We start from the raw sequence: 24,857 nt of genomic DNA on the forward strand, positions 1-24,857 counted from the left end.
TCTCGCACCACACAGCCACGTTTCGTGAGCTCGTGAGCGCGTGAGCTCTTGAGTCATGCAGGAGGCAGCCGTGTCCGAGTCCCCCGTGCCCGCCGAGTCCGCCGCCGTCCGTCATGCCCCGCCTTCCGTCTCCTCTGTAGGGGTCTGGCTGATCGGTGCCCGGGGGTCGGTCGCGACCACGGCCGTCGCGGGGTGCGCGGCCGTGGCAGCCGGTCTGCATCCGCCGATCGGCATGGTGACCGAGACACCGCCCTTCACGGACTGCGGCCTGCCGACGCTGCCGTCGCTCGTCTTCGGCGGCCACGACACCGCGAACTGCCCGCTGCCCAAACGCGCCGAGGAACTCGCCGCAGGTGGCGTACTGCCGCACGGCCTTCCCTCGGCCGTGCATGCCGAACTCACCGCCGCGGACGCCGAGATACGTCCCGGCGGCCCCCTGCCGGGCGACTCCCGCACGGACGAGGAGCTGATCGACGCCTTCGCCGCCGACCTGCGCGACTTCCTGCGCCGCCGGGGACTGACCCGTGCGATCGTCATCAACGTCGCCTCCACGGAACCAGTCCTTTCGGGTGTTGACGAGGGGCGGGAAGCTGCGGGCTCGGGCGGGTCGGCCTCGGCGGGCGGGGCGCGGCTGCCCGCCAGCTCCCTCTACGCCGCGGCGGCGCTGCGGGCCGGCTGCCCCTACGTGAACTTCACCCCCTCCGCCGGCCTGCACCACCCCCGCCTTGCCGAGGCCGCCCGCGCCTCAGGGCTGCCCTACGCCGGCCGCGACGGCAAGACCGGGCAGACCCTCCTGCGCTCGGTGCTCGGCCCGATGTTCGCGCAGCGGGCCCTCGCCGTACGCGCCTGGTCCGGCACGAACCTCCTGGGCGGCGGCGACGGCGCGGCCCTCGCCGACCCCGCCGCAGCGGCGGCCAAGAACGCCGGCAAGGAACGCGTCCTCGCTGACACCCTCGGCACCGTCCCCGAGGGCGAGGTCCACATCGACGACGTCCCTTCCCTCGGCGACTGGAAGACCGCCTGGGACCACATCGCCTTCGACGGCTTCCTCGGCACCCGCATGGTCCTCCAGACCACCTGGCAGGGCTGCGACTCCTCTCTCGCGGCCCCCTTGATCCTCGACCTGGCACGCCTGACCTCCCGTGCCCACGAGCAGGGCCTCGCGGGCCCTCTGCCGGAACTCGCCTTCTACTTCAAGGACCCGGACGACGACGCACCTGCCGCGCTCGGGGACCAGTACGCAGCGTTGCTCGGCTTCGCCGCGCGGCTGAGGGGTGGGCGATGAGTGCGGGGGCGGGTGCGGGGCCGGGCGCAGGTGCTGGGGGTGGGGGTGGGCGTTGGGGTGGCTCTGGCGTGGGGTCGGCTGCGGGGGTGGCGGGTGGCTCCGGTGCGGGGTCGGCTGTGGGGCCTGGGGTGAGTTCTGCCGTGAGGTCGGCCGACGGGTCCGTCGCGCGCTCGGCCGCGCGGGACTGGGCCGAACTGTTTCGGCTCCCGGCCCTGTTCACCGTCCCCGGCGACGCGCTCGCCGGAGCCGCCGCGACCGGCATGCGCCCCAACCGCCGCACCCTCCTCGCCCTCACCTCCTCTCTCTGCCTGTACGAAGCCGGCATGGCCCTCAACGACTGGGCGGACCGAGCCGACGATGCCGTCGAGCGTCCCGAACGCCCTCTGCCGTCGGGCCGCATCAGCCCGCCCGCTGCCCTCGCGGCGGCGGTCGCCCTCTCCGCGGCGGGCCTGGCTCTCGCCTCCCGCGCCGGCCGCCCCGCCCTGGCGGTGGCGGGCACCTTGGCGGGCACGGTGTGGGCGTACGACCTCGGCCTGAAGCACACCCCGGCGGGCCCCGCGGCCATGGCCGCCGCGCGGGGCCTCGACCTGCTCCTCGGCGCGACCGCAACGGCGGACCGGGGCCACAGCCTGCGCGCCGCCAAGCACGCCGTGCCCTCCGCCGGCGCCCTCGCCGCCCACACGCTGGCCGTCACGGTGGTCTCCCGCCGCGAAGCCGAGGGCGGCTCCTCGGCAGCCCCCTTGGCCGCGCTGGCAGTGACGACGGCCCTGGCACGGCTCGTCGGCGGAAGACCGGGCGCGCGGCCGGCCGACGGGGGTACCTGCGGTGGTGGCGAGGCCTGCACCGGGGCTGGGCCCGGGGGAGGGGCGGGGGCCGGTATGAGAGCTCCGGCCGGAGCAGGAGCAGGAGCAGGAGCCGCAGCCGGGGCTGGCACTGGTGCTGGTGCTGGTGCTGGTGCCTGGCCTGGTGCTGGCGCTGGTGCCGGTGCCGGTGTCACAGCTTGGGCGGGAGCGGGAGCGGGAGCTGACGATGGAGCTGGAACCGGTGGCGGAATCCGAGCCAGGGTCGGTTCCGGTGCCAGAACCGGTCCCGCAGCTTGGGCGGGAGCGGGAGCGGGAGCTGGCGATGGAGCTGGAACCGGTGCGGGAAATCGCGCCAGGGTCGGTGCCGCCGCCAGAGCCGGTGTCGGCACCGGAACCCCCTCCCGCGCCCCCCGCCAACCCCTGCGAGCCGCCCTCGCTCTCGCCTACGTCGGGACCGCCGCCAAACCCCTCTTCCACGCCGTCCTCAACCCTTCACCTCCCCTCACCCAACGAGCCGTCGGCGGCGGGATCCGCGCCATGATCCCGCTGCAAGCCGCGCTCGCCGCTCGGTCGGGCGCCGTCGGTACCGCCCTGCTGACGGCCGCCCTCGCCCCGGCCGCCCGGAAGTTCGCACGGAAGGTGAGCGTCACATGAGCGGCACCACGCCCCAGCACCCGAACCCGGCCGGGACCCCCACCGACCGCCCGATCGACACCCTCCGCTTCGGCTACGGCACCAACGGCCTCACCGACCTCCGTCTCGACGACGCCCTCGGTCTCCTCGCCGACCTCGGCTACTCCGGTGTCGGTCTGACCCTCGACCACATGCACCTCGATCCCCTCGCCTCCGACCTCGCCACCCGCACACGCCATGTGGCCCGCACCCTCGACCGCCGCGGCCTGACCGTCACCGTCGAAACGGGCGCCCGCTATGTCCTCGACCCGCGCCTCAAACACGGCCCCTCCCTCCTCGATCCCGACCCGCAGCGGCGGGCCACCCGCGTACGCCTGCTGATCCGCGCCGTCCACGTCGCCGCAGACCTGGGCGCCCACGCCGTGCACTGCTTCAGCGGCATCCGCCCGGACGACACCCCCGACGACGTCGCGTGGAAGCGGCTCGCCGACACCCTCGGCCCCGTCCTCGACACCGCGTCCGGCGCCGGTGTCCCGCTCGCCGTCGAACCCGAACCCGGCCACCTCCTCTCCTCGATCAACGACTTCCACCACCTCCGCGGCGAACTGGGCGATCCCGCGCCCGAACTCCTCGGCCTCACCCTCGACATCGGCCACTGCCAGTGCCTCGAACCGCTCCCGCCCGCCGACTGCGTGCGCGCCGTCGCGCCCTGGCTGCGGCACGTCCAGATCGAGGACATGCGGCGCGGCGTCCACGAGCACCTGCCGTTCGGGGACGGGGAGATCGACTTCCCGCCCGTCCTCGCGGCGCTGGCGGCCACCGGCTACCAAGGGCTCACCGTCGTCGAACTGCCCCGCCACTCCCACGCAGGACCCCGGCTCGCCGCGGACTGTCTCGACTTCCTCCGCCGAGCGGCGGCAGACGCCGAGAAGCCGGTGCCCCCGGAGCGCGTGCCGCTGCCCCGAGCCCTCGCCGCTGTCCCCACCGCCGCCGAAGGAGGAACCCGGTGACCGACACCCCCGGAATCGCCGCCCTCCGCACCCGTCTCGAAGCCGACCTCGGCGGAGCCGCCCGCGCCTGGCTCGACCAGGCCACCGCCGAGGCCGCGGCCCACGCCGAGCGGAGCGAACCGGAGCGGGGAGGGCCCATCCCCACATGGGAGTTGCGGATCGCCGAGGCGGGACGACGCTGCGGGCCCGACCACGCCGACGCCGCCCGCGTCCTGCTGCTGCACGCGGCGTCCGCGGACCCGGCCACCCTCACCCGTGTCTACGCCCAGGGCACCGCCCCCGAACGCCGCGCCGTCCTGCACGCCCTGCCGCACCTGGTGCCGGGCCCCGAAGCCCTGCCGCTGGTCGAGGACGCCCTGCGCACCAACGACACCCGGCTCGTCGCCGCGGCCGTCGGCCCGTACGCCGCCGCACACCTGGCACCGCACGACTGGCGCCACGCCGTCCTCAAGTGCCTGTTCACCGGCGTGCCCGTGGACGCCGTCGCCGACCTCCCGAGGCGTGCCCGAGGCGACGGAGAACTCGCCCGCATGCTCGGCGACTACGCGAGCGAACGCACGGCGGCGGGCCGCCCCGTCCCCGGCGACCTGCATCGCGTCCTGGCCCTGACCGCCCCCGGGGCGGTATCGCACCCCACGGCGCCCTCGGGCCCCGGGGCCCCTTCGACCGGCGAGGAGTAGGAGTCCCGATGCGCATCTTCGATCCCCACATCCATATGACTTCCCGTACCACCGACGACTACCAGGCGATGTACGCGGCGGGTGTCCGCGCGGTAGTGGAGCCGGCCTTCTGGCTTGGCCAGCCCCGCACCTCGCCCGCCTCCTTCTTCGACTACTTCGACTCCCTCCTCGGCTGGGAACCCTTCCGCGCCGCCCAGTACGGCATCGCCCACCACTGCACGATCGCCCTCAACCCGAAGGAGGCGAACGACCCCCGCTGCACCCCCGTCCTCGACGAACTGCCCCGCTACCTCGTCAAGGACAACGTCGTCGCCGTCGGCGAGATCGGCTACGACTCCATGACGCCCGCCGAGGACACCGCGCTCAGCGCCCAGCTCCAACTGGCCGCCGACCACGAACTGCCCGCCCTCGTGCACACCCCGCACCGCGACAAGCTCGCCGGCCTGCGCCGCACGATCGATGTCATCCGGGAGTCCGCGCTGCCCCTGGACCGCGTGCTGATCGACCACCTCAACGAGACCACCGTCAAAGAAGCCAAGGACAGCGGCTGCTGGCTCGGGTTCTCCGTCTATCCCGACACCAAGATGGACGAGGGGAGAACGGTCGAGATCCTGCGGGAATTCGGCCCCGAGCGGGTCCTGGTCAACTCCGCGGCGGACTGGGGGAAGAGCGACCCGCTCAAGACCCGCAAGGTCGCCGACGCCATGCTCGCGGCCGGCTACGGCGAGGACGACGTCGACCTGGTCCTGTGGCGCAACCCAGTCGCCTTCTACGGACTCAGCGGCCGCCTCGCCCTGGACATCACCGGCACGGACGCCACCCACGAGGGCAACTCCATCCTGCGCGGCGGGGCGTGAGCCATGCGCTTCCGGCACCCCGACGGTTCCACCGTCCACCTCGCCTACTGCACCAACGTCCACCCGGCCGAGACCCTCGAAGGCGTCCTCGCCCAACTCCGTGACCACTGCGAACCCGTGCGCAAGAGACTCGGCAGGGACCGCATCGGCATCGGCCTCTGGCTCGCCAAGGACGCCGCCCGCGCCCTCGTCACCGACCCCGCGGCCCTGCGCGGCCTGCGCACCGAACTCGACCGGCGCGGCCTCGAAGTCGTCACGCTCAACGGCTTCCCCTATGAGGGCTTCGGCGCCGAAGAGGTCAAGTACCGCGTGTACAAGCCGGACTGGACCGACCCGGAGCGCCTCGCCCACACCACCGACCTGGCCCGGCTGCTCGCCGCCCTGCTCCCCGACGACGTCACCGAAGGCACCATCTCCACCCTGCCGTTGGCCTGGCGCACCCCCTTCGACGCCGTCCGCGCCGAGGCCGCCCGCACCGCCCTCACCATGCTCGCCCAGCGACTGGACGCCCTCGACGAACTGACCGGCCGCTCCATCCGCATCGGCCTGGAACCGGAACCGGGCTGCACCGTCGAGACGACCGCCGACGCCATCGCCCCCCTCACCGCAGTCGGCAACGACCGCATCGGTGTCTGCGTCGACACCTGCCATCTCGCCACCTCTTTCGAGGACCCGAAGACCGCTCTCGATGCCCTCACCGACGCGGGCATCCCCGTCGTCAAATCCCAGCTCTCCGCCGCCCTGCATGCCGAACACCCCCATCGCCCCGATGTACGTGAGGCCCTCGCCGCCTTCGACGAGCCCCGCTTCCTCCACCAGACCCGCGCCCTGACCAGCGGCGGGCTGCACTCCGCCGACGACCTCGGCGAAGCTCTCAGTGGCCACGCCCTGCCCGACACCTCCCCCTGGCGGGCGCACTTCCACGTCCCCCTCCACGCGGACCCGGCCGCGCCGCTCACCTCCACCCTCCCCGTGCTCCAGGACGCTCTGACCCGACTCGTCGGCGGCACCGTCCCCCTCACCCGCCACCTGGAGGTCGAGACCTACACCTGGCAGGCCCTGCCTCCCGCGCTGCGCCCCCGCGGGCGCTCCCAGCTCGCCGAGGGCATCGCCGCGGAACTCACCCTCGCCCGTGACCTCCTGACGGACCTCGGCCTGAAGGAACTCCCATGAGCCAGCCCCAGAGCGACCCGCACAACGGCCCCACCCCGCTCCTCGTCCTGGACGTCGTCGGCCTCACCCCCCGCCTTCTCGATCACATGCCACACCTCAAGGCCCTCGGCCAGTCCGGATCCCGGGCACCGCTCGGCACCGTCCTGCCCGCCGTGACCTGCGCCGCCCAGTCCACCTTCCTCACCGGCACCACTCCCGCCGAGCACGGCATCGTCGGCAACGGCTGGTACTTCCGCGAACTCGGTGACGTACTCCTGTGGAGGCAGCACAACGGCCTCGTCGCCGGCGACAAGCTGTGGGACGCTGCCCGCCGCGCGCATCCCGGCTACACCGTCGCCAACATCTGCTGGTGGTACGCCATGGGCGCCGACACCGACTTCACCGTCACTCCCCGCCCCGTCTACTACGCCGACGGCCGCAAGGAACCGGACTGCTACACCAGGCCTCCTGCCCTGCACGACGAACTCACCGAGAAACTCGGCACGTTCCCCCTCTTCCACTTCTGGGGACCGGGCGCCGATCTCGTCTCCAGCCGCTGGATCGTCGACGCCACCCGGCACATCATCGACACCCGCCGACCTGACCTCGCCCTGTGCTACCTCCCTCACCTCGACTACGACCTCCAGCGTTTCGGCCCCGACGACCCGCGCTCCCACCGAGCGGCCGCCGACCTGGACGCGACCCTCACCCCGCTCCTCGACGACGCCCGAGCCGAGGGCCGCACCGTCGTCGCGCTCTCCGAGTACGGCATCACCCGCGTGAACCGGCCCGTCGACATCAACCGCGTGCTGCGCCGCGCCGGCCTGCTGGAAGTGCACACACAGGACGGCATGGAGTACCTCGACCCGATGGCCTCGCGCGCCTTCGCCGTCGCCGACCACCAGATCGCCCATGTCTACGTGCGCCGGCCGGAAGACCTCGACATCACCCGCGCCGCCCTGAAGGACGTCCCCGGCATCGAGCAACTCCTCGATGACGAGGGCAAGAAGACACACCACCTGGACCATCCGCGCTCGGGCGAACTCGTCGCCCTCGCGGAACCGGACGCCTGGTTCACGTACTACTACTGGCTCGACGACGACCGCGCGCCCGACTTCGCGCAGCTCGTCGAGATCCACCGCAAACCCGGCTACGACCCCGTCGAGCTCTTCATGGACCCCGATGACCCCTACGTCCGCGTCAAGGCCGCGGGCGCACTGGCCCGGAAGAAGCTCGGCATGCGCTACCGCATGGCGGTCGTGCCCCTGGATCCCTCACCTATTCGAGGCAGCCATGGCCGCCTCCCCACGAGCGAGGACGAAGGTCCGCTCATTCTGTGCTCCACCCCCCGCGCTGTCAGCGGCCGCGTCGCGGCCACCGATGTGAAATCGCTCCTGCTCCGTCTCGCGGGCCTGCACTGACCTCGGCCTGCCCGCGTCGCTGCGTCTGCTTGATCTCCACTGAACCAGACAGCTCGACCCCTGCCATCAGGGTCCGACCCCCAGCGAACCCTGAACCGTAGGTCGAACCGATCCCTGACACGACCCTGATCCGCCCAGCTTCGCCACGATCCACCCCGATCCACCCCGATCCACCCTGATCTACACCGTCCACCCCATTCATCCCGATCCGCCCTGATCCAGCCTGATCCAGTCGAGGAGAACCGCATGAGCCGCAAGCCGACCCCCGCCGACCCCGAACTCGCCCACAGACTCAGCCGACGCGGCATGCTCGGCGTCGCGGCGGGCGCCACCGCCGCGGCCCTCCTCGGCACCGCGACGCCGGCCGCGGCGGGAGAGAAGGGTCGAGGCCGCCCCGTCCTGCCACCGGGACGCCTCGGCATCCAGCTCTACAGCCTCCGCGACAAGGTCTCCACGCTCGGATTCGCCGCCGTATTCGCCGAATTGAAGAAGTACGGCTATGACGAGATCGAGTTCGCCGGTTACAGCCAGGGCTCGGCGGGCGCCATCAGCCTCGCCCAGCTGAAGGCGCTCGCCCGCGACCACGGACTGCACCCCATCGGTTCCCACGTCGGCTATTACGACAACAACAACCCGAACGCTTACACGTTCGCGCAGAACCTCACCAAGGTCCTCGACGACGCGGAGGCGCTCGGTCTGAAGCACATCGGGACGGCATCGGGACCCTTCCGCTACGGCTCGACGGTCGACGCCTGGAAGCGCGCGGCGGACGACTTCAACACGTATGGCGAGGCGGCCCGCGAGCGCGGCATGAAGTTCTACCAGCACAACCACGCGGAGGAGTTCTCCTTCGCCACGGACAAGCCGGGCGTCCGCCTCTACGACGTACTGCTCGCAGAGACCGATCCCGATCACGTGTTTCTGGAGATGGACATCTACTGGGCCCACTGCGCCCAGTTCCGCTTCGGCAAGCGCCCCGACGGCACGCCCGCCCCCTTCGAGCCGGTCGACTACGTACTGAAGCAGCCGCACCGCTATCCGCTGTTCCACGTCAAGGACGGCGTGCGTGACGAGACGACCCGCGACGGTTACCGCATGTCGGATGTCGGGGACGGCGACATCGACTACAAGAAGTTCCTTTCGAAGGTGACCGCGCGCACGCACCACGGACGGCGCTACCACCACTGGCAGACCGAGCACGACAACCCGGTCGAGTCCTACGCCTTCGCCCGCAAATCCAGCGAGCATCTGCACTCCCTGCGCTCAGGGCGCTGCGGGGACTGACCCAGGCACCGACACCCCCTGCTCGACACGGAGGGCCCTCCCGCCGCCGGGAGGGCCCCTTCAGGAGGCGAGGTGCTCGCCGCCATGACGCGCCGAAGCCGCCGACGAGCTACATCATGGCGGAAGTGACGTCTGCGTAACCGATCCGTGACCCACGGTGAGGTGGTGACCGGGGCTGGCGCTGCCCACCGCGCATCCGGCGGTCGGCGGACGGATATGCAGGTGAAAGGCACTCCGAAACCTTGGTATTGTTGTCCATGTCGCCGCGGGGAACACCCCGCACGGCGGCAGACACCTAGTCCGGGTGGCGGAATGGCAGACGCGCTAGCTTGAGGTGCTAGTGCCCTTTAACGGGCGTGGGGGTTCAAGTCCCCCCTCGGACACAGAGGCGACAAATCGGTTTCACCGTGCGTCGCGATCCCCATGATCTCCCAGAGATCGTGGGGATTCTTCGTGTGAGGATCTTTAGTATCGGGCTCATCCGTGTATGGATCATTCGGGTTCCGTGTATGGATCATCGGGTAAGGATCTATCGCGGGACCGCCGCCGCGGCGCCCTCCGCCCACAGCGACCGCACATGGCTGAGGTGCCGGGCCATGCACCGCTCCGCCGCCTCCGCGTCGCCCGACAGCATCAGGTCGAGGAGTTCGATGTGCTCCTCGGCCGACGGGGTCAGCTGGTCGTTCTCGTCCAGGGCCGTCAGGCCGTAGAGACGGGAGCGCTTGCGCAGGTCGCCGACCGTCTCGACCAGGCGGTCGTTGCCCGAGAGGGCGAGCAGTGACAGGTGGAAGCGGCGGTCGGCCTCCAGGTAGGCGATCAGGTCATGGCCCCGCGCGGCGCGCACGATCTCCTCGGCGACCGGGCGCAGCGCCTCCAGTTCCTCGCGGGCCGCGGTGCGGGTGATGCGGCCGATCACGGGCACCTCGATCAGGGCCCGGATCTCCGAGTACTGGTCGAGGTCGCGCTCATTGACCTCCGTGACGCGAAAGCCCTTGTTGCGGACCGGCTCGACGAGGCCCTCCCGGGCCAGATCGAGCATCGCCTCGCGCACCGGCGTCGCCGAGATGCCGAAGTCCTCGGCGAGGCCGGGCGCGGAGTAGATCTCGCCGGGCCGCAGCTCGCCGGAGATCAGGGCGGCCCGCAGGGCGTGGGCGACCTGATCGCGCAGTCGCTCCCTGGTCGTGATGAGGTTCTTGTGCTTCAGGTGCCCCATGGTGCTCCCCTCCGGTGGTACCCGCGCCCGCGCGGAGCACCAAAGTACAATGTCACGTTGCCAGTTGGGCGGTCGGGGAGCCGCCGGGGTCAGAGGGTGAAGCCCGCGGGGAACGGATCGTCGGGGTCCAGGAAGTACTGGGCCGTGCCGGTGATCCAGGCCCGTCCGGTGATCCGGGGGACGACCGCGGGCAGGCCCGCCACCTCTGTCCGTGCGATCAGCCGGCCGGTGAACTCCGTACCGATGAAGGACTCGTTGACGAAGTCCCGGTCCAAGGGGAGTTCGCCGCGGGCGTGCAGCTGCGCCATCCGCGCGGAGGTGCCCGTTCCGCACGGGGAGCGGTCGAACCAGCCGGGGTGGATGGCCATCGCGTGCCGGGAGCGGTACGCGTTCGAGCCCGGCGCCGCGAGGTAGACGTGCTTGACGCCGGAGATGTCCGGCTGCTCGGGGTGGGCCGGGCGATCCGGGGAGGCGTTGATCGCGTCCATCACGGCGAGACCCGCCGCGAGCAGGTCGTCCTTGCGGGCACGGTCGAACGGCAGCCCCAGTGCGTCGAGGGGGACGAATGCGTAGAAGTTCCCTCCGAAGGCCAGGTCGTACGTCACCGTGCCGTGGCCCGGCACGGTGACCTCATGGTCCAGGGCGACACAGAACGCGGGGACGTTGGTGAGCGTCACCGATGTCGCCGCACCATCGCTGACCTGCACGTCTACGGAGATCAAGCCCGCCGGGGTGTCCAGGCGGACCGTGGTGACGGGCTCGGTGACCGGCACCATGCCCGTCTCGACGAGGACCGTGGCGACGCCGATGGTGCCGTGGCCGCACATGGGCAGCAGGCCGGACACCTCGATGTAGAGGACGCCGTAATCGGCGTCGGGGCGGGTCGAGGGCTGGAGGATCGCGCCGCTCATCGCGGAGTGGCCGCGCGGCTCGTACATCAGGAGCGTACGCAGATGGTCCAGGTGTTCGATGAAGTGGAGCCGGCGCTCGGCCATGGTGGTGCCGGGGATCACCCCTACGCCGCCGGTGATCACGCGGGTGGGCATGCCCTCGGTGTGCGAGTCGACGGCGTGGAAGACGTGTCGGGTGCGCATGGATCTCCTCGGAGGGGGGCGGGTGTCTCTAGCGGTGGCCTGCCGCCAGCGCCTTCTCGGTGGCCGCCCGCACCAGCGCCTCCGTGGCGCCGGACAGAGGGGCGCGCGGGGGGCGGGTCGGGCCGCCGCGGCGGCCCACGAGGTCCATCGAGAGCTTGATGGACTGCACGAACTCGGTCTTGGAGTCCTGCCGCAGGAGCGGGTGCAGTGAGCGGTAGAGCGGCAGTGCCGTGTCCAGGTCCCGCGCGCAGGCGGCGTGGTAGAGCTCCGCGCAGGCGGCGGGGAACGCGTTCGGATATCCGGCGATCCAGCCCACCGCGCCCGCGACGGCCAGTTCCACCAGGACGTCGTCCGCGCCGATCAGCAGATCGAGGTCGGGGGCCAGTTCGGCGATCTCGTACGCCCTGCGCACATCGCCGCTGAACTCCTTCACCGCCACGATGCTGCCGTCGCCGTGCAGCCGGGCGAGCAGGTCGGGCGTCAGGTCGACCCTGGTGTCGAGGGGGTTGTTGTACGCGACCACGGGCACGCCGGCCTTGGCGACCTCGGCGTAGTGGGCGCGCACGGAATCCTCGTCGGCGCGGTAGGCGTTCGGCGGCAGGAGCAGTACCGAGCCGCAGCCCGCCTGTGCCGCCTGCTCGGCCCAGCGGCGGGACTCGGCGCTGCCGTAGGCGGAGACGCCGGGCATGACCCGGGCTCCGTCGCCCGCCGCTTCGACGGCGGTGCGGACGACGCGGGCGCGTTCGTCGTCGGTGAGGGTCTGGTACTCGCCGAGGGAGCCGTTGGGGACGACGCCGTCGCAGCCGTTGGCGAGGAGGTGGCGGATGTGCGCGGCGTAGGCGTCGTGGTCGATGGAGAGGTCATCGCGGAGGGGGAGCGCGGTGGCGACCATGATGCCGCGCCAGGGGCGGTGCGGTGTCCAGGTCGGCGTCCAGGTGGGGGTTCGGGGGGTGGTGGTCATGACGGCTGCCTGCCCTTCATTAGGGATGCGGGTTGGTGTTTGGGACACCCGGGCCATCCAGACCATCCGGGCCATCCGGGCCGCCCGGATCGACGTGGTCGGTGCGCCCGGTGGGTTCCGAGGCAGGGATCGGGAGGTTGGCGAGGGTGGTGAGAGGGACGGGTGTGGCGAGTGGGCGGCGGTCGAGGGGTGCGGGGGTGGTGGTGGCCGGTGCGGTGAGGCAGGACACCGCCGTTCCGCACATGCGGCCCTGGCACCAGCCCATGCCCGCCCGGGTGAGGAGCTTGACGGTGCGGGCGTCGCGGGCGCCGTAGTCGGCCACGGCCTCACGTACGCGGCCCGCCGTCACCTCCTCGCAGCGGCACACGTCCGTGTCGTCGCTGAGCCACCCCGTCCAGCCGGGGCCCGGCGCGTGTGCGGCGGTCATCGTCTCGGCGAAGGCGCGCATGCGGTCACGTCGGCGTCGCGTGGCGCGCAGCCGGGGGAGGGGCGACGGGCGCTCCCCGGTCAGTCGGGCGGCGATCGCCGCCGCCGCCAACTCGCCCTCCGCGCGCGCCAATTGCGCCCCGCCGATGCCAGACGTCTCACCCGCCGCCCACATGCCCGGGAGTGATGTCTCCTGGAGCGGGCTCAGGGCGAGGGCGTGCGTGCCGTCGGCGGTACGGCGGGTGGCGCAACCCAGGGCGGTCGCCAGGTCGATGTGCGGGACCAGGCCGTGGCCGACCGCCAGCGCGTCGCAGGCGACGCGACGGCCCGTGCCCGGCACCGGTCGCCAGTCGCGGTCCAGGCGGGAGACCGTCACCGCCTCCACCCGGTCCGTGCCGTGCGCCTCGGTCACCGCGCTGCGGGTGCGCAGGCGCACCCGGTGGCGGAGCAGGGCCGTGCCGTGGAGCGCTGCCTCCGCGAGCTTGTGCGGGTTGGCGGCGAGCGCGAACGGGCGGCGGGCGTAACCGAGGTAGCCCGACGCCTCGACCACCTCCGGGACCTCGGCCCCGGCTGCGGCGAGCGAGGTGGCGACGGCGAGCAGCAGCGGTCCGCTGCCCGCGACGACGACGCGGCTGCCGGGCAGGGCGAGACCGGACTTGAGCATGGCCTGGGCGCCGCCCGCGCCCACGACGCCCGGCAGGGTCCAGCCGGGGAAGGGCAGGTGGCGTTCGTACGAGCCGGTCGCGAGGAGGATCGCGCGGGCCCGGACGGTCACCGGCCGCTGCCCTGGTACCAGCCCATGCCCGTCCCTGAGCACGTCCGTGTGCGTGCCGTCCTCTCCGTCCTCCTCACCGGTGAGTGCGTGGACGGCCCACCGTTCCCCGGCCGTCTCGCGCGTCACCGTCCAGACGTGGTGGCCGAAGAGCTGGGTGACGTCGCTCGCCGCCAGGCGGTCGCGCAGGTCGGCGTAGGCGGCCCAGTCGTGGTGCAGGGCCTCGGGGCGGGTGGCGCCCGTGGCCGGGGCGGGGTGCCGGTAGAACTGGCCGCCCGGCCGGTCCGAGGCGTCCAACAGCGCGACGCAGAGGCCCAGTTCGGAGGCCGTCACGGCACCCGCGAGTCCCGCGGGTCCCGCGCCCAGCACCGCGACGTCGTACGCCTCAGGTGTCGAGCCCGGCATGGCCGTGTCCTTCCTGCGTGGTCACCGCGTCGCCGGGCCGGGCGGTGACCAGGCACGCCCGCCGGTTGGGGCGGCCGTTGACGGTGGCGAGGCAGTCGTAGCACTGGCCGATCCCGCAGAACGCCCCGCGCGGGCGCCCCTCGACGCGGGTGCTCCGCCAGGCCAGGATGCCGGCGGACCAGAGCGCGGCTGCGATGGACTGACCCGGCAGGGCGGGCAGTTCGCGGTCGTCGAAGGTGATCGTGAAGGCGGCGGTGTGCGGGGAGACGCCCACGAGCCCGGCGGGTGTCCGTTCGTCACGCTTCATGAGGCGGCTCACTCCTCTCGGATACGGGTGCGGGTGCGGGTGCGGGTGCGGGTGCGGGTGCGTGGGGGCTGTGCGTCCTCACCCTGTGGCCGCCTCTTCCGTGAAACGCTCGGGTGCGAACGGGGCCGCTGACATCGGGGGTTCACGCCCCGTCAGCATCGTGGCGACGAGCAGCCCCGTGGCCGGGGCGAGGCCGATGCCCGCGCCCTCGTGGCCGCACGCGTGCAGCAGGCCCGGGACGCGCGGGTCGGGGCCGATCGCCGGGAGATGATCGGGGAGGTAGGGGCGGAAGCCCGCGTACGTACGGATCGCCCTGACTTCGGCGAGGACGGGGAAGAGCCGCGTGGCCTGTGCCGCGAGGCGCCGCAGCACCTCGACGGACAGGCTGCGGTCGAAGCCCACCCGCTCCCGGCTCGCGCCGATGAGCACCGGGCCCGCCGGGGTGCCCTCCACCACGGCGGACGTCTGGAGCCCGGCGGAGCCGCTGGCGACGTCGGCGACGTAGTCCGCGGAGTACACCTTGTGCCGTACGACGCGCGGCAACGGTTCCGTGACGAGCACGAAGCCCCGCCGGGGGAGCACGGGCAGTTCCACTCCCGCCATGCGGGCGAGTCGGCCACCCCAGGTGCCGGCGGCGTTGACCACGTGCGGAGCCTTCACGTCGCCCGTCGGGGTCCGTACGCCGCGCACCTCGCCGCCCGGCCCGGTGAGGACCGCGGTGACCTCATCGCCGAGCCGCAGTGCCAGGCGCCCCGCGTCGGCGGCCGCCCTCAGCAGGTGGGCCGCCGCCAGGGCCGGTTGCACCTGGGCGTCCTGCGGGTAGTGGAAGCCGCCCGCGAGGCCGGGGGCCAGGTGCGGTTCCAGGTCGGCGAGGCCGTCGGCGGGGACCTCGATCGCCTCGACGCCCGCCTGCCCCTGCCCAGCCGCGAAGTCCCGCAGCGCGTTCATCCCCGCCTCGGTGGAGGCGACGACGAGGCCGCCCTTTCTCTCGTACTCGATGCGCGAGGGGAGCCCGGCCGCCAGTTGTCGCCACAACTGAGCTGATATCAACGCTAGTTCGAGCTCGGGGCCGGGCTCCTTGTCGGAGACGAGGAGGTTGCCCTCGCCTGCTCCCGTCGTGCCGCCCGCGACGGGTCCGCGGTCGATGACGGTGACTCGGAGGCCGGAGAGAGAGGCGTAGTAGGCGCAGGCCGCGCCTACCACCCCGGCCCCCACGACGATGACGTCCGAGTGTCCCGGACGTCCGGAAGGGTGTCTCGTGAGCACGGCAGTAATATTTCACATGGCACTGGGCCTGCCAAGGGGGCGGAGCAGTCAGGGAGTTGACGAGCTCGGGAGCGGATCAGTCGCGGCGGTGGTGCGCTCCCGGCGTGTAACCGAACGCGCGGCGGAACACATCGATGAAGGCGCTGGTGGACGACCATCCGCAGCGGTGTGCGACCGCGGTGACCGGCGTGCCGTCGGCCAGCATGCGCAGGGCGTGGTAGAGGCGCAGCTGCGTGCGCCACTGGGGGAAGGTCATGCCCAGCTCGCGGCGGAAGAGGCGGCTGAGGGTGCGCTCGCCCGCCCCGGCCGCTGCGGCGAGTTGGGCGAGGCCGCGGGTGTCGGCGGGGTCGTCGTGCAGCAGGGCGCAGACGGCGGTGAGGCGTGGGTCCGAGGGGGTGGGCAGCTGGACGGGTTGCTGGGGTGACGCGCGCAGTTGGTCGAGGAGCACCGCGCGAAGGCGCCGCCGCTCGGGGGTGTCCTCGTACGGGTCCCGGGTCCAGGCGAGGATCAGTTCGCGCAGCAGCGGGCTGACGGTGAGGACGGTCGGCACGTCGAGGCCGAGCGGGTTCGTGCCGGCGGGCAGGCCGAGCAGGTGCAGCGCCAGGTGGCCGTGGGCGCGGTGCGCGTGGACGCATCCGGCGGGGACCCAGATGGCGCGGGTGCCGGGTGCGAACCAGGTGCCGGCGTCGGTGGTGACGGCCACGACGCCCGAGCCCGCGTAGATGATCTGGTGGTCGTCGTGGCGGTGCGCGTCGATGCGGTCGCCGGGGGCCAGTACCTGGGTGCGGGTGGGTGCCTCGGGGGTGTGGCGGATGTCCGGCATAAGTTGGCATTTTATCGGAAGCGCGCCACCGGGAGGCGTGGCGACGATGGGGCGGTGCCAGCGAACCAGCCCTCAGTCCCGGCGAACCAGCCCGTAGCGTCGACGCACCCCCGTCACCCCCGTCACCCCCATCACCCCCGTCACCCCATCCTTCTCCTCTCCCTCGCTCACGCCTGCGTCGACGTCTACCAAGGAGCCGTCGCCGCGCTCGTCCCTTTCTTCGTGGCGGAGCGCGCCTACACCTATGCCGCCGCGTCCGGCATCGTGCTTGCCGCGTCGCTGTTGTCCTCCGTGGTGCAGCCGCTCTTCGGGGCGCTCACCGACAAATGGGCCCTGCCTTGGCTGTTGCCGGTCAGCACGCTGGTGGGCGGGGCCGGCGTCGCGTTGGCCGGGGTCGGTGGCTCCTACGCCCTCACCCTTCTCGCCGTCGCCGTGTCCGGCGTCGGCGTCGCCGCGTACCACCCGGAGGCCGCGCGGGCCGCGCGGCGGGCGAGCCGCGGGAGTCATGCCGCCATGAGCTGGTTCTCGCTCGGCGGCAACCTCGGCTTCGCGACCGCCCCTCTGCTGACCGCCGCCACCGTCGCCACGGGCGGCCTGCGCGCCTCGCCGCTCCTTGTGGTCCCCGCCCTCGCGGGGGCGGTGCTGTGCGTGGCCGCGTTGCGGGGCGTCAGGGCCGCGGAGGCCGCCGTACCGAAGAGCGCGGCGCCCGCCCAGGTGGCCCCCGCCGACGACTGGCCCTCCTTCCTCAGGCTGTCCGGCGCCGTCGTCTGCCGCTCGATCGTGTTCGCCGGCTTGAGCACGTTCATCTCGCTGTACGCGCGCCAGCGCACCGGAGGCGGTGAAGTGGCGGGAACCGTCGCCCTGTTCGTGCTCTACCTGGGCGGCGCCGTCGGTACGGTCGCGGGCGGGAGGCTCGCCGCCCGCCATGGCCGCCTGCCGGTGGTGCGGTGGTCGTACGCGCTGACGGTCCTCGCGGTGGCGGGTGTCGTGCTGGTGCCGGGGCCGGCGCTCTTCCTCTTCGTCGTCCTCGCCTCGGCCGGCCTCTACGTGCCGTTCTCCCTGCACATCACCCTCGGCCAGGACTACCTGCCCCGCCGGATCGGCACCGCCAGTGGCGTCACGCTCGGTCTGACGGTCAGCATCGGGGGCCTCGCGAGCCCGCTCATCGGGGCGCTCGCCGACGCCACCTCCCTGGGCATCGCGCTCGCACCGCTGATAGTCCTGCCCGCCCTCGGCCGGTTCCTCCTGCGCACCCTGCGTGAACCGGGGGCGCAGGGCCCGCCCGGCGCCTGAACCCGTGTCTGAGCCTGGGGCCCGGAAGAGTTCCTGGCTCCTGAGGGGTTGTCAGTGCAATTTCACATTACTACGTTACGCATCACATGGCTCAGCGGCGGGCGGCGCTCAAGTGCCGCCAGGAGCAGGCCAGTTGATCGATGCCTCAATCCCCCACCTCCCACACAGGAGCCCGCGGTGTCCCAGCTACGTCCACGAACCCTGCGCAGATCCGTGCTCGCCGGCGTGACAGCGGCGACTCTCTGCCTCACGGCCGCCCCTCTCGTACAAGCCGCAGAACCCGCTCCCGCCCCCGCCCCCGAGCGCCGCACCGCCCAGGCGAAGGCGCCCGCCGGGCCGAACCCCTTGGACGTGGTCGACCGCAGGGCACGCGCTCCCAAGCCGGGCGCCTACCGGATCCCGGCACCCGGCGACATCGCGGGAGGTCGCACCCCGGGCGCCCGTACCCCCGAGCCGAAGGGGAGGGAGGCGGCCAGGGCCCAGGCCGCGCCCTGCACCCTCGACGGCGTCACCGGCCTCGCGCCCGAGCCGTTCGCGGACTTCCTCGGCGATCCGGCCGTCACCGCGGACGGCTGCCTGCGCACGCTCATCTGGACCTGGGACCAGCGCCTCGCCCCCGTCATGTCGGACGCCCACGTCCAGGCGGTCTCCGCGCGCGTCACCCGGCTCGCCGCCGCCCATGACGGCAAGAACGGCAGCAACCTCCTGGAGATGCTCACGTATCTCCACGCCGTCGCCTACCAGGACTTCTCGCACGACGAGATCGACGTCACCGACGGCCCGACCGTCGACGCCATGCGCCGCGCCGTCGACGCCTTCGGCAAGGCGCCCCGTACGTTCGACGTGACCCGGACCAACGCCGAATCCCTGCGCGAGGCGCTGTACGCGGCCAGTGCCCCCGGGCTCCGGCAGCACCAACTCCCGCTCGTCAAACGCGTCCTGACCACGATGGATGCCGCCCACCCGGACACGGCCAAGGACACCGCCTGGGCCGGCTCCGCACTCGCCGCCCTCTCCCTCAGCTACCTCGGTGTCTACCCCGGCAACAAGGACACCGCCTTCCACGCGGCGGTCAAGGCCGATGCCTCCTACCGCGCCGCCTTCAAGGCCTTCGCCGGTCACACCCACCTCAAGGGCACGGCCAACGCCTGGGTGGTGCGCGACGCGCTGAGCGAGTACGGCCGGTTCGGCCAGATAGCCGGGCTCAGGGAGGAAATCGTCCCCGGCCTCGGTGGCCTCGTCGCCGTCACGGCTCGCAACTTCGGCGAGGGCAGCGCTCCTTGGGCCAAGGTCGCCACGTGGCTCAACGAGTTCGACGCCTGCGCGCCGTACAACGTCTGCAAGGCCGACATCGAGCGCCGGCTCTTCCCGAGCACCTACACGTACGACAAGGGCGGGATGAAGGTCCGCACCGGGCTCGACCGCAAGACCGTCGATCAGCTCTACTACGCCGCCAAGCAGGTCAAGGCGCAGTTCCACCGCGTCCTCGGCACCCTGGAACCGCTCGCCGGGGACCCCAACACCGGCCTCACGACCGTCCTTTACGCCTCACGCGCCGACTACGAGAACTACCACCCCCTGCTCACCGGGATGGGCACGGACAACGGCGGTGTCTACATCGAGCGCGGCGCGACGTTCTACACCTACCAGCGGCGCGTCCCGCAGGACTCGTCGCTGACGCTGGAGGAGCTCTTCCGCCACGAGTACACGCACTACCTCAACGGCCGCTGGGCCGTGCCCGGATTCTTCGGCGAGGGCCCCTGGTACGAGGGCGACCGGACCACCGCGATGGACGAGGGCACCGCCGAGTTCTTCGACGGCGCCACCCGCGACGACGGCATCAAGGTCCGCAAGTCCCTGGTGCAGGGCGTCATCGACGACACGGCGAACGGCGGCCCGCGGATGACCGTGGACCAGATCCTGCACGCCACGTACGAAGGCGACGGCTTCCGCTTCTATGACTACGCCGGCACGTTCTTCGAGTTCCTGTGGACCGAACGCCCGGCGCTGATCAAGGAGATGTACCGTCATCTGCGCGCCGACGACCCCGCCGCCTTCGACGCCTGGCGAGACCGGCTCGGCAAGGACGGCGGCCTGCAGAGCGCGTACGACGCCTTCCTCGACAAGCAGATCGCGCACGTCGACGACCTCTTCGTGCCCGACACCACGTACGTGCCGGTCGACCGGCTGCGCGACACCACCGCCGCCCAGGTCCGTGCTTCCTTCGAGGCCACCACGGGCGCCACACCCCAGTGCCGCTCGAACGGCGCACCGGAGCGCCCGCGCTACACCTGCACGGGCCGGATCACCGCCGGCCTGAGCGCGGCCGACGACCCCGACGCCGTCTTCAAGGACATGTCGCAGACCGTGGACTACTTCCTGCTCGAACGGGCCGCGGGGGGTCACAACAACCTGGCCGACATGAACTGCTCGTTCGGCGAGGTGGACATCTGGACCGACGGCCGCGCCGGCAGCGCGGACTTCAGCTGTGAGGGCCCGCTCCGGGGTTGATCCCCGCCGGGCGCGCCGGCGCCGCCGCCCGTCCGCGAGGTCAGGCGGTGGCGCCCACCAGCAGCTCCGCCGCCGCGATGCCCGACACGCGGGTCGCGCCGTGCGTGATCAGATGCGCGGCGCCGAGCGTGTCGCCCGCCGGGACGCCCATCTCGACGACCAGGGCATCGGGGCGGCTGCGCAGGAGGCGGGTCAGCGTGTCGGTCATCCAGCGGTGTCGGGCCGCGTCGCGGACCACGACCACCAGGGCGCGGCCCGCCGCCGGGGCCAGCGCCTCACGGTCCAGGAGGTCGCCCGCGTGGACGAGTTCGGGCTCCGTCAGCCTGACGGACGTCGTGCCGGGGCGCAGGTCGCGCAGGGGTTCGGCGACGCCCCAGGGGGTGCGGCCGTCGACGGCGAGGTTCATCGTCGGGGAGAGCTCCACGACGTGCGGCGCCCCGGCGAGGGGGAGCGCGGCCGAGCCGGAGCCGTGCCGCACGCGCACCGCGCGGCGGGCCGCCACCAGGCCGATGCCGGAGTCCCGCGCGGCGCGTGCCACGGCCCGGGACCGCTCGCCCGACCAGGCCGCGAAGTCCCGCACCCGGGTGCTCGCCTCGGTCAGCCGCTCCTCGGACAGCGTGCCGTCGAGGACGGCCTTCACCAGGGCCGTGGCGAGCAGGTCCGCCGTGGCCTCGTCGGCGCTCTCGCCGCCCACGCACACCGCGTCGACGCCGCCCGCGACCGCCCTGACTGTGGCGCCGTCGATGCCGTAGCGGTCGGTGACGGCGCCCATCTCGATGCCGTCCGTGACCAGCAGTCCGTCGAAGCCGAGCTCCCCGCGCAGCAGGTCCACCAGGATGCGGCGGCTGAGGGTCGCGGGCAGGTCCGGGTCGTACGCGGGCGCCAGCAGATGGGCGGTCATCACCGCACGGACGCCCGCCTCCACCGCCGCGATGAACGGCGGCAGCGCGGTGAGCGCGATCTCCTCGGCGGAGCCCTGGATCTGCGGCAGGCCGTAGTGCGAGTCGACGACCGTGTCGCCGTGGCCGGGGAAGTGCTTGGCGCAGGCGGCGACACCGGCCCCTTGGAGGCCGCGGATCCAGGCGGCCGTGTGCCGGGAGACGAGGTCGGTACGGGAGCCGAAGGAGCGTACGCCGATCACCGGGTTGAGCGGGTTGGAGTTCACGTCCGCACTGGGCGCGAAGTTGAGCGAGACGCCCGCGGCGTGCAGGTCACGCCCGATGTCGTGGGCCACGCGCTCGGTCAGGTCGATGTCGTCCACCGCGCCGAGGGCGAGGTTGCCGGGCCTGGATGAGCCGGTCCACGCCTCCAGGCGGGTCACGTCGCCCGCCTCCTCGTCGATGGCCACGATCAGGTCGGGATTCTCCGCACGCAGGGCCGCGGTGAGCCGCGCCACCTGCTCGGGGGTCTCGATGTTCCGCGAGAACAGCACGACGGAGCCCAGGCCCCCGGAGATCCTGCGGCGCACCCAGTCGGGGGCCGTGGTGCCCTCGAAGCCGGGTTGCAGCACGGAGTTGGCAAGGTGCTCCAGCGTCGGGTCACTGCTCGATGCCATGGCGCGACCTCCGAAGTTGCGGATACGTGACTCGTGTGACGTGGTGCGTGACGCGGGGCCCCTGCTGATTGGTCCAGGCCAATCGGATAGTGGATATTGGCTCGTATCGATCGGGGCTGTCAAGGAGTCCGAACCGGCCGAGACGGGCGAATTCAGCATCCTGAGCGTGGAGTTGGGGAATTCTGGTGACTTCCGCTGATCGCACCCGGTGAGGGAGTGGGCCATGCGCAGGTACGAACTTGTCGGCAGGCGCGACATCAGGCTGGTCACCGACGTGGCGGTACCGGACCCCGGACCGCTGGAAGTCCTCGTGCGCGTGCGCGCCTGCACGGTCTGCAACCGCAGCGACCTCGCCTACTTCCACTACTACGGTCTGCGCGACCACTGCTCCCAGGGCTGTTTCGGTCACGAGATCGCCGGGGTCGTCGAAGCGGCCGGCGCGGGCGTGAGCCGGGTCGTGCCCGGACAGCGGGTCTTCGTGCGGACACCGCTCACCACCGGCTACGCCGACTTCGCGCTGGCCCGCGAGATCTGCGTGGGCGCGCTGCCCGACGCCGTCCCTTTCGAGCAGGGCGCGCTCCTGCAACTGCTGCCGCTGGCCGTGCACGCCACCCGCGGCATCCGCCTCGGCGACCGCGTCGTGATCGTCGGCCAGGGCCCCGTCGGGCAGATGGCGCTGCGCGTGGCGGTGGCGCGCGGCGCCGCCGAGACCGTCGCCGTCGACCTCGACGACTGGCGCCTGGAGCGCTCCGGCGCCGCGGGGGCCGACGCGGTACGCCGCGTGGACGGCACCCGGGAACAACTGCTGGCCGTCGGCGCCGACTTCGACGTGGCCGTGGACGCTGTCGGCACGCCCACCACCCTCAACGCCTGCGTGGAACTCGTACGGCAGAACGGCCTTGTCGTCCTCCTCGGCACGCACCACATCGACACCCACGTCAGCGTCGACCTGGTCACCTGGGAGCGCAAAGGACTGCGGGTGCACAGCTCCGCCGAGCCCCTGGACACCGCGCGCGCCGAGGCCCTAGCCGTCGCCGAACGCCTCGCCCACCGCCGCACCGACGCCCTGCGCCTCGCCGACCTCCACTCGCACACCTACCCCCTCGACGAACTCCCGAAGGCCATGGAGCAGCTCTCCGCGAGCCGCGCGCTGTACCCGGACGCCGAGGACGCCCCCTACGCCGGGCCGCCGCGCGAGACGCTGAAGGTGGCGATCGTCCCGTGAGCGCGAGACGGCCGGGCGCGGCGTGAGGTGGGGCATCGCCGGATACGGCGACATAGTGACGCGCCGCGCGCTGCCCGCCCTGCGCGCGCTCGGCGAGGAACCGGTCGCCCTCTGGGGCCGCGACCCGCACCGCGCGGCACTGGTCGCCGAGCGGCACGCCGTCGCCAGGTCCGGCACCGACCCGAAGGTCCTTCTCCGGAACGTCGACGCCGTGTACGTGGCCACGCCCGTCGCCGCCCATGTGCCGCTCGCCCGGACCGTGCTGGCCGCCGGTATCCCCGTCCTCGTCGAGAAGCCGCTCGCCGGGGGACTCGCGACCGGCGCCGCGTTCGATACCGCCTCGCCGGATACCGCCGGGCCGTGCGCGGGCGTCGCCTACTACCGCAGGCTCGCGCCCGCCGTGGGCCGGCTCCGCGCCGAACTGGCCGGGTGGACGCCCGAGCGGGTGGAGGCACACTTCCGGTGCGCCTTCGAACCGGGCCCCGACGACCCGATGCGCTGGCGCACCGACCCCGCCGTGTCGGGCGGCGGAGTGCTCGCCGACGCCGGAAGCCACCGGATCGACCTGCTGCTCCACCTCTTCGGGCGGCCGTACGAGATGACGGCCCGGCTCGGCGGCCGCTTCCCCCGGGGCGCGGAGCGGCGGGCCGACCTCACCCTGCGCTGGCGGACCGGTCTGCGGGCGCACTGCCTCATGGAGTGGGGTGAGGGGCCGCCGGTGGACCGCGTCGAACTGTCCGGCGGCGGGCGGACGGTGACGCTCGACCCGCTCGACGCGGGCCGGCTCACGGGCCTGGCCCGAACGCCGCTCCTCCTACCCCCGGCGGCCAACGCCCACCAGCCGCTGCTCGCCGATTTCGCGGCGGCCGTCGCGACCGGCGGTACGCCGGTGTGCCCGGTGGCCGAGGCCCGGCTCGTCGACGACGTGATCGTGGCGGCGGAGCGCTCGGACGCGGCGGGCGGCGCCCCGGTCCGCCTGGAGTCCTGAACTCGGGCACTGCCATCGGCTTCTCACGCCCCGTCATCCGCCGACCACGGCGTCAGCCAGCGCGGGTCGGGTGTGTCGGCGGCGCGTATGAAACGCACGTCGGCCGAGAGCCGCATCGCGTCCGTGGTGGTGTCCAGGGAGGCGTGGATGACGCGTGGCAGGTGCACCATCACGTCGCCCGCCGCGAAGTCCGCCCACAGCCAGCGCCGGCCGAGCGTGCGGGCGGTCAGCTCCAGGTCGTGACAGATCTGGCGGCGGTCGCCAGGCCGGTCGGTGACGTCGCGCAGCGGTGCGTACTCCTCGGGCGGCAGCCGATGGGAGCCCTCCAGGTACACGAGCGCGCCGGTCCGCGGCGGGCAGTCGCCCACCGGGATCCACAGGGTGACGACGTCGGGCGAACCCCGGTCCATGTAGTCGAAGTCGACATGAGCACGGGAGGCCCGGCGCGTGCCCCGGTGGAAGTGGCGCAGGATGCGGCGCGGCAGCATCCGCGCCTCGGCGCCGAGGAGGAGGGCGGCGAGGGCGGCGAGGGCCGGATCACCCATGAACCGGTCGAAGGCCGCCGACCGCACGAACGTGTACGCGGGATGCCCCGCGACGCCGTACTCCGGGACCCCGGCGGGCACCTGGCCGGAGAAGACCCCGTCCTCGACGGAGCTGCCCACCGCCAGGAGGCCCGGCGGGAAGAGCGAGAAGTACCGGCCGCGCAGCCGCAGGACCTCCGCACGGTCGAGCAGCCCTGGCAAGTACAGATAGCCGTCGGCGTGCAGCCGCGCGCGGAGCGCGGCCGGGTCCCTCGGCGGCAGCAGGTCCGCGCTGCGGCGCAGCGGGCGGAAGAGATCCGGCGTGAAGGGTATCGGTACGCCGTTCGACGACAGGTTCACGGTATGTGC

21 protein-coding genes and 1 tRNA gene are annotated in these 24,857 nt (G+C 72.7%); 13 read left to right on the forward strand and 9 right to left on the reverse strand.

Annotation, left to right across the window (positions count from 1 at the left end):
- The first annotated feature begins 55 nt into the window (after positions 1-55).
- The 9 genes from ACF062_RS11345 to ACF062_RS11385 all read left to right on the forward strand — a co-directional run bounded on the left by ACF062_RS11345 (position 56) and on the right by ACF062_RS11385 (position 9,508).
- Positions 56-1,285 (forward strand): inositol-3-phosphate synthase, encoded by a 1,230-nt coding sequence (locus ACF062_RS11345; protein ID WP_392137490.1) that lies wholly within the window; start codon positions 56-58, stop codon positions 1,283-1,285.
- Between the two features lie 128 nt (positions 1,286-1,413).
- Complete coding sequence (locus tag ACF062_RS11350) at positions 1,414-2,742, forward strand: SCO3242 family prenyltransferase (protein ID WP_392137491.1); 1,329 nt, start codon at positions 1,414-1,416, stop codon at positions 2,740-2,742.
- Positions 2,739-3,731 carry a sugar phosphate isomerase/epimerase family protein gene (locus tag ACF062_RS11355; RefSeq protein WP_392137492.1) on the forward strand — a complete coding sequence of 331 codons (993 nt, stop codon included), beginning with the start codon at positions 2,739-2,741 and terminating at the stop codon, positions 3,729-3,731. Before ACF062_RS11350 ends, ACF062_RS11355 begins: the two co-directional genes overlap by 4 nt.
- Positions 3,728-4,411 (forward strand): EboA domain-containing protein, encoded by a 684-nt coding sequence (locus tag ACF062_RS11360; RefSeq protein WP_392137493.1) that lies wholly within the window; start codon positions 3,728-3,730, stop codon positions 4,409-4,411. The genes ACF062_RS11355 and ACF062_RS11360 overlap by 4 nt, the downstream gene beginning before the upstream one ends.
- Positions 4,412-4,419: 8 nt before the next feature.
- Positions 4,420-5,268: a TatD family hydrolase gene (locus tag ACF062_RS11365; protein ID WP_392137494.1), complete on the forward strand. Its 849-nt coding sequence runs from the start codon at positions 4,420-4,422 to the stop codon at positions 5,266-5,268.
- A gap of 3 nt (positions 5,269-5,271) precedes the next feature.
- Positions 5,272-6,441 (forward strand): metabolite traffic protein EboE, encoded by a 1,170-nt coding sequence (gene eboE / locus ACF062_RS11370; protein WP_392137495.1) that lies wholly within the window; start codon positions 5,272-5,274, stop codon positions 6,439-6,441.
- Positions 6,438-7,841: an alkaline phosphatase family protein gene (locus ACF062_RS11375; protein WP_392137496.1), complete on the forward strand. Its 1,404-nt coding sequence runs from the start codon at positions 6,438-6,440 to the stop codon at positions 7,839-7,841. The genes eboE and ACF062_RS11375 overlap by 4 nt, the downstream gene beginning before the upstream one ends.
- A gap of 246 nt (positions 7,842-8,087) precedes the next feature.
- On the forward strand, positions 8,088-9,125 hold the full coding sequence (locus ACF062_RS11380) for a sugar phosphate isomerase/epimerase family protein (protein WP_392137497.1): 1,038 nt from the start codon (positions 8,088-8,090) through the stop codon (positions 9,123-9,125).
- Positions 9,126-9,423: 298 nt separating this feature from the next.
- A tRNA-Leu gene (locus ACF062_RS11385) sits at positions 9,424-9,508 on the forward strand.
- 146 nt (positions 9,509-9,654) lie between these two features.
- Here ACF062_RS11385 and ACF062_RS11390 read toward each other — a convergent pair.
- The 7 genes from ACF062_RS11390 to ACF062_RS11420 all read right to left on the reverse strand — a co-directional run bounded on the left by ACF062_RS11390 (position 9,655) and on the right by ACF062_RS11420 (position 16,392).
- Positions 9,655-10,338: a GntR family transcriptional regulator gene (locus tag ACF062_RS11390; RefSeq protein ID WP_392137498.1), complete on the reverse strand. Its 684-nt coding sequence runs from the start codon at positions 10,336-10,338 to the stop codon at positions 9,655-9,657.
- A gap of 89 nt (positions 10,339-10,427) precedes the next feature.
- Positions 10,428-11,432, reverse strand: coding sequence for a proline racemase family protein (locus ACF062_RS11395; protein WP_392137499.1), 1,005 nt, complete (start codon positions 11,430-11,432; stop codon positions 10,428-10,430).
- 28 nt (positions 11,433-11,460) lie between these two features.
- Positions 11,461-12,393 carry a dihydrodipicolinate synthase family protein gene (locus ACF062_RS11400; protein WP_392137500.1) on the reverse strand — a complete coding sequence of 311 codons (933 nt, stop codon included), beginning with the start codon at positions 12,391-12,393 and terminating at the stop codon, positions 11,461-11,463.
- A 19-nt stretch (positions 12,394-12,412) separates the two neighbouring features.
- On the reverse strand, positions 12,413-13,996 hold the full coding sequence (locus ACF062_RS11405) for an NAD(P)/FAD-dependent oxidoreductase (protein WP_392137501.1): 1,584 nt from the start codon (positions 13,994-13,996) through the stop codon (positions 12,413-12,415).
- Complete coding sequence (locus ACF062_RS11410) at positions 13,977-14,303, reverse strand: (2Fe-2S)-binding protein (RefSeq protein WP_392137502.1); 327 nt, start codon at positions 14,301-14,303, stop codon at positions 13,977-13,979. Before ACF062_RS11410 ends, ACF062_RS11405 begins: the two co-directional genes overlap by 20 nt.
- Positions 14,304-14,381: 78 nt before the next feature.
- Positions 14,382-15,569, reverse strand: coding sequence for an NAD(P)/FAD-dependent oxidoreductase (locus ACF062_RS11415; RefSeq protein ID WP_392137503.1), 1,188 nt, complete (start codon positions 15,567-15,569; stop codon positions 14,382-14,384).
- A 76-nt stretch (positions 15,570-15,645) separates the two neighbouring features.
- Complete coding sequence (locus ACF062_RS11420) at positions 15,646-16,392, reverse strand: AraC family transcriptional regulator (protein WP_392137504.1); 747 nt, start codon at positions 16,390-16,392, stop codon at positions 15,646-15,648.
- A gap of 147 nt (positions 16,393-16,539) precedes the next feature.
- Between ACF062_RS11420 and ACF062_RS11425 the strand changes: the two genes are divergently transcribed.
- Together ACF062_RS11425 and ACF062_RS11430 are read left to right on the forward strand one after the other, a co-directional pair.
- Positions 16,540-17,685 carry an MFS transporter gene (locus tag ACF062_RS11425; RefSeq protein ID WP_392137715.1) on the forward strand — a complete coding sequence of 382 codons (1,146 nt, stop codon included), beginning with the start codon at positions 16,540-16,542 and terminating at the stop codon, positions 17,683-17,685.
- A 177-nt stretch (positions 17,686-17,862) separates the two neighbouring features.
- Positions 17,863-20,196, forward strand: coding sequence for a collagenase (locus ACF062_RS11430; RefSeq protein WP_392137505.1), 2,334 nt, complete (start codon positions 17,863-17,865; stop codon positions 20,194-20,196).
- Between the two features lie 40 nt (positions 20,197-20,236).
- On the opposite strand, the gene ACF062_RS11435 is transcribed toward ACF062_RS11430, so the two are convergent.
- The gene (locus ACF062_RS11435; RefSeq protein WP_392137506.1) at positions 20,237-21,751 is read right to left on the reverse strand and encodes a glycoside hydrolase family 3 protein; all 1,515 of its coding nucleotides are present in this window, start codon (positions 21,749-21,751) and stop codon (positions 20,237-20,239) included.
- Positions 21,752-21,974: 223 nt separating this feature from the next.
- On the opposite strand from ACF062_RS11435, the gene ACF062_RS11440 reads away from it, so the two are divergent.
- Together ACF062_RS11440 and ACF062_RS11445 are read left to right on the forward strand one after the other, a co-directional pair.
- Positions 21,975-22,976: a zinc-binding dehydrogenase gene (locus tag ACF062_RS11440; protein ID WP_392137507.1), complete on the forward strand. Its 1,002-nt coding sequence runs from the start codon at positions 21,975-21,977 to the stop codon at positions 22,974-22,976.
- A gap of 22 nt (positions 22,977-22,998) precedes the next feature.
- Positions 22,999-23,964 (forward strand): Gfo/Idh/MocA family protein, encoded by a 966-nt coding sequence (locus ACF062_RS11445; protein WP_392137508.1) that lies wholly within the window; start codon positions 22,999-23,001, stop codon positions 23,962-23,964.
- 23 nt (positions 23,965-23,987) lie between these two features.
- Here the strand turns inward: ACF062_RS11445 and ACF062_RS11450 are convergent, their stop codons facing one another.
- The gene (locus ACF062_RS11450) at positions 23,988-24,848 is read right to left on the reverse strand and encodes a phytanoyl-CoA dioxygenase family protein (protein WP_392137509.1); all 861 of its coding nucleotides are present in this window, start codon (positions 24,846-24,848) and stop codon (positions 23,988-23,990) included.
- Positions 24,849-24,857 lie beyond the last annotated feature (9 nt).

It is taken from the genome of Streptomyces sp. NPDC015345, from assembly GCF_043078805.1.
In the GTDB taxonomy this organism is placed as follows: domain Bacteria; phylum Actinomycetota; class Actinomycetes; order Streptomycetales; family Streptomycetaceae; genus Streptomyces.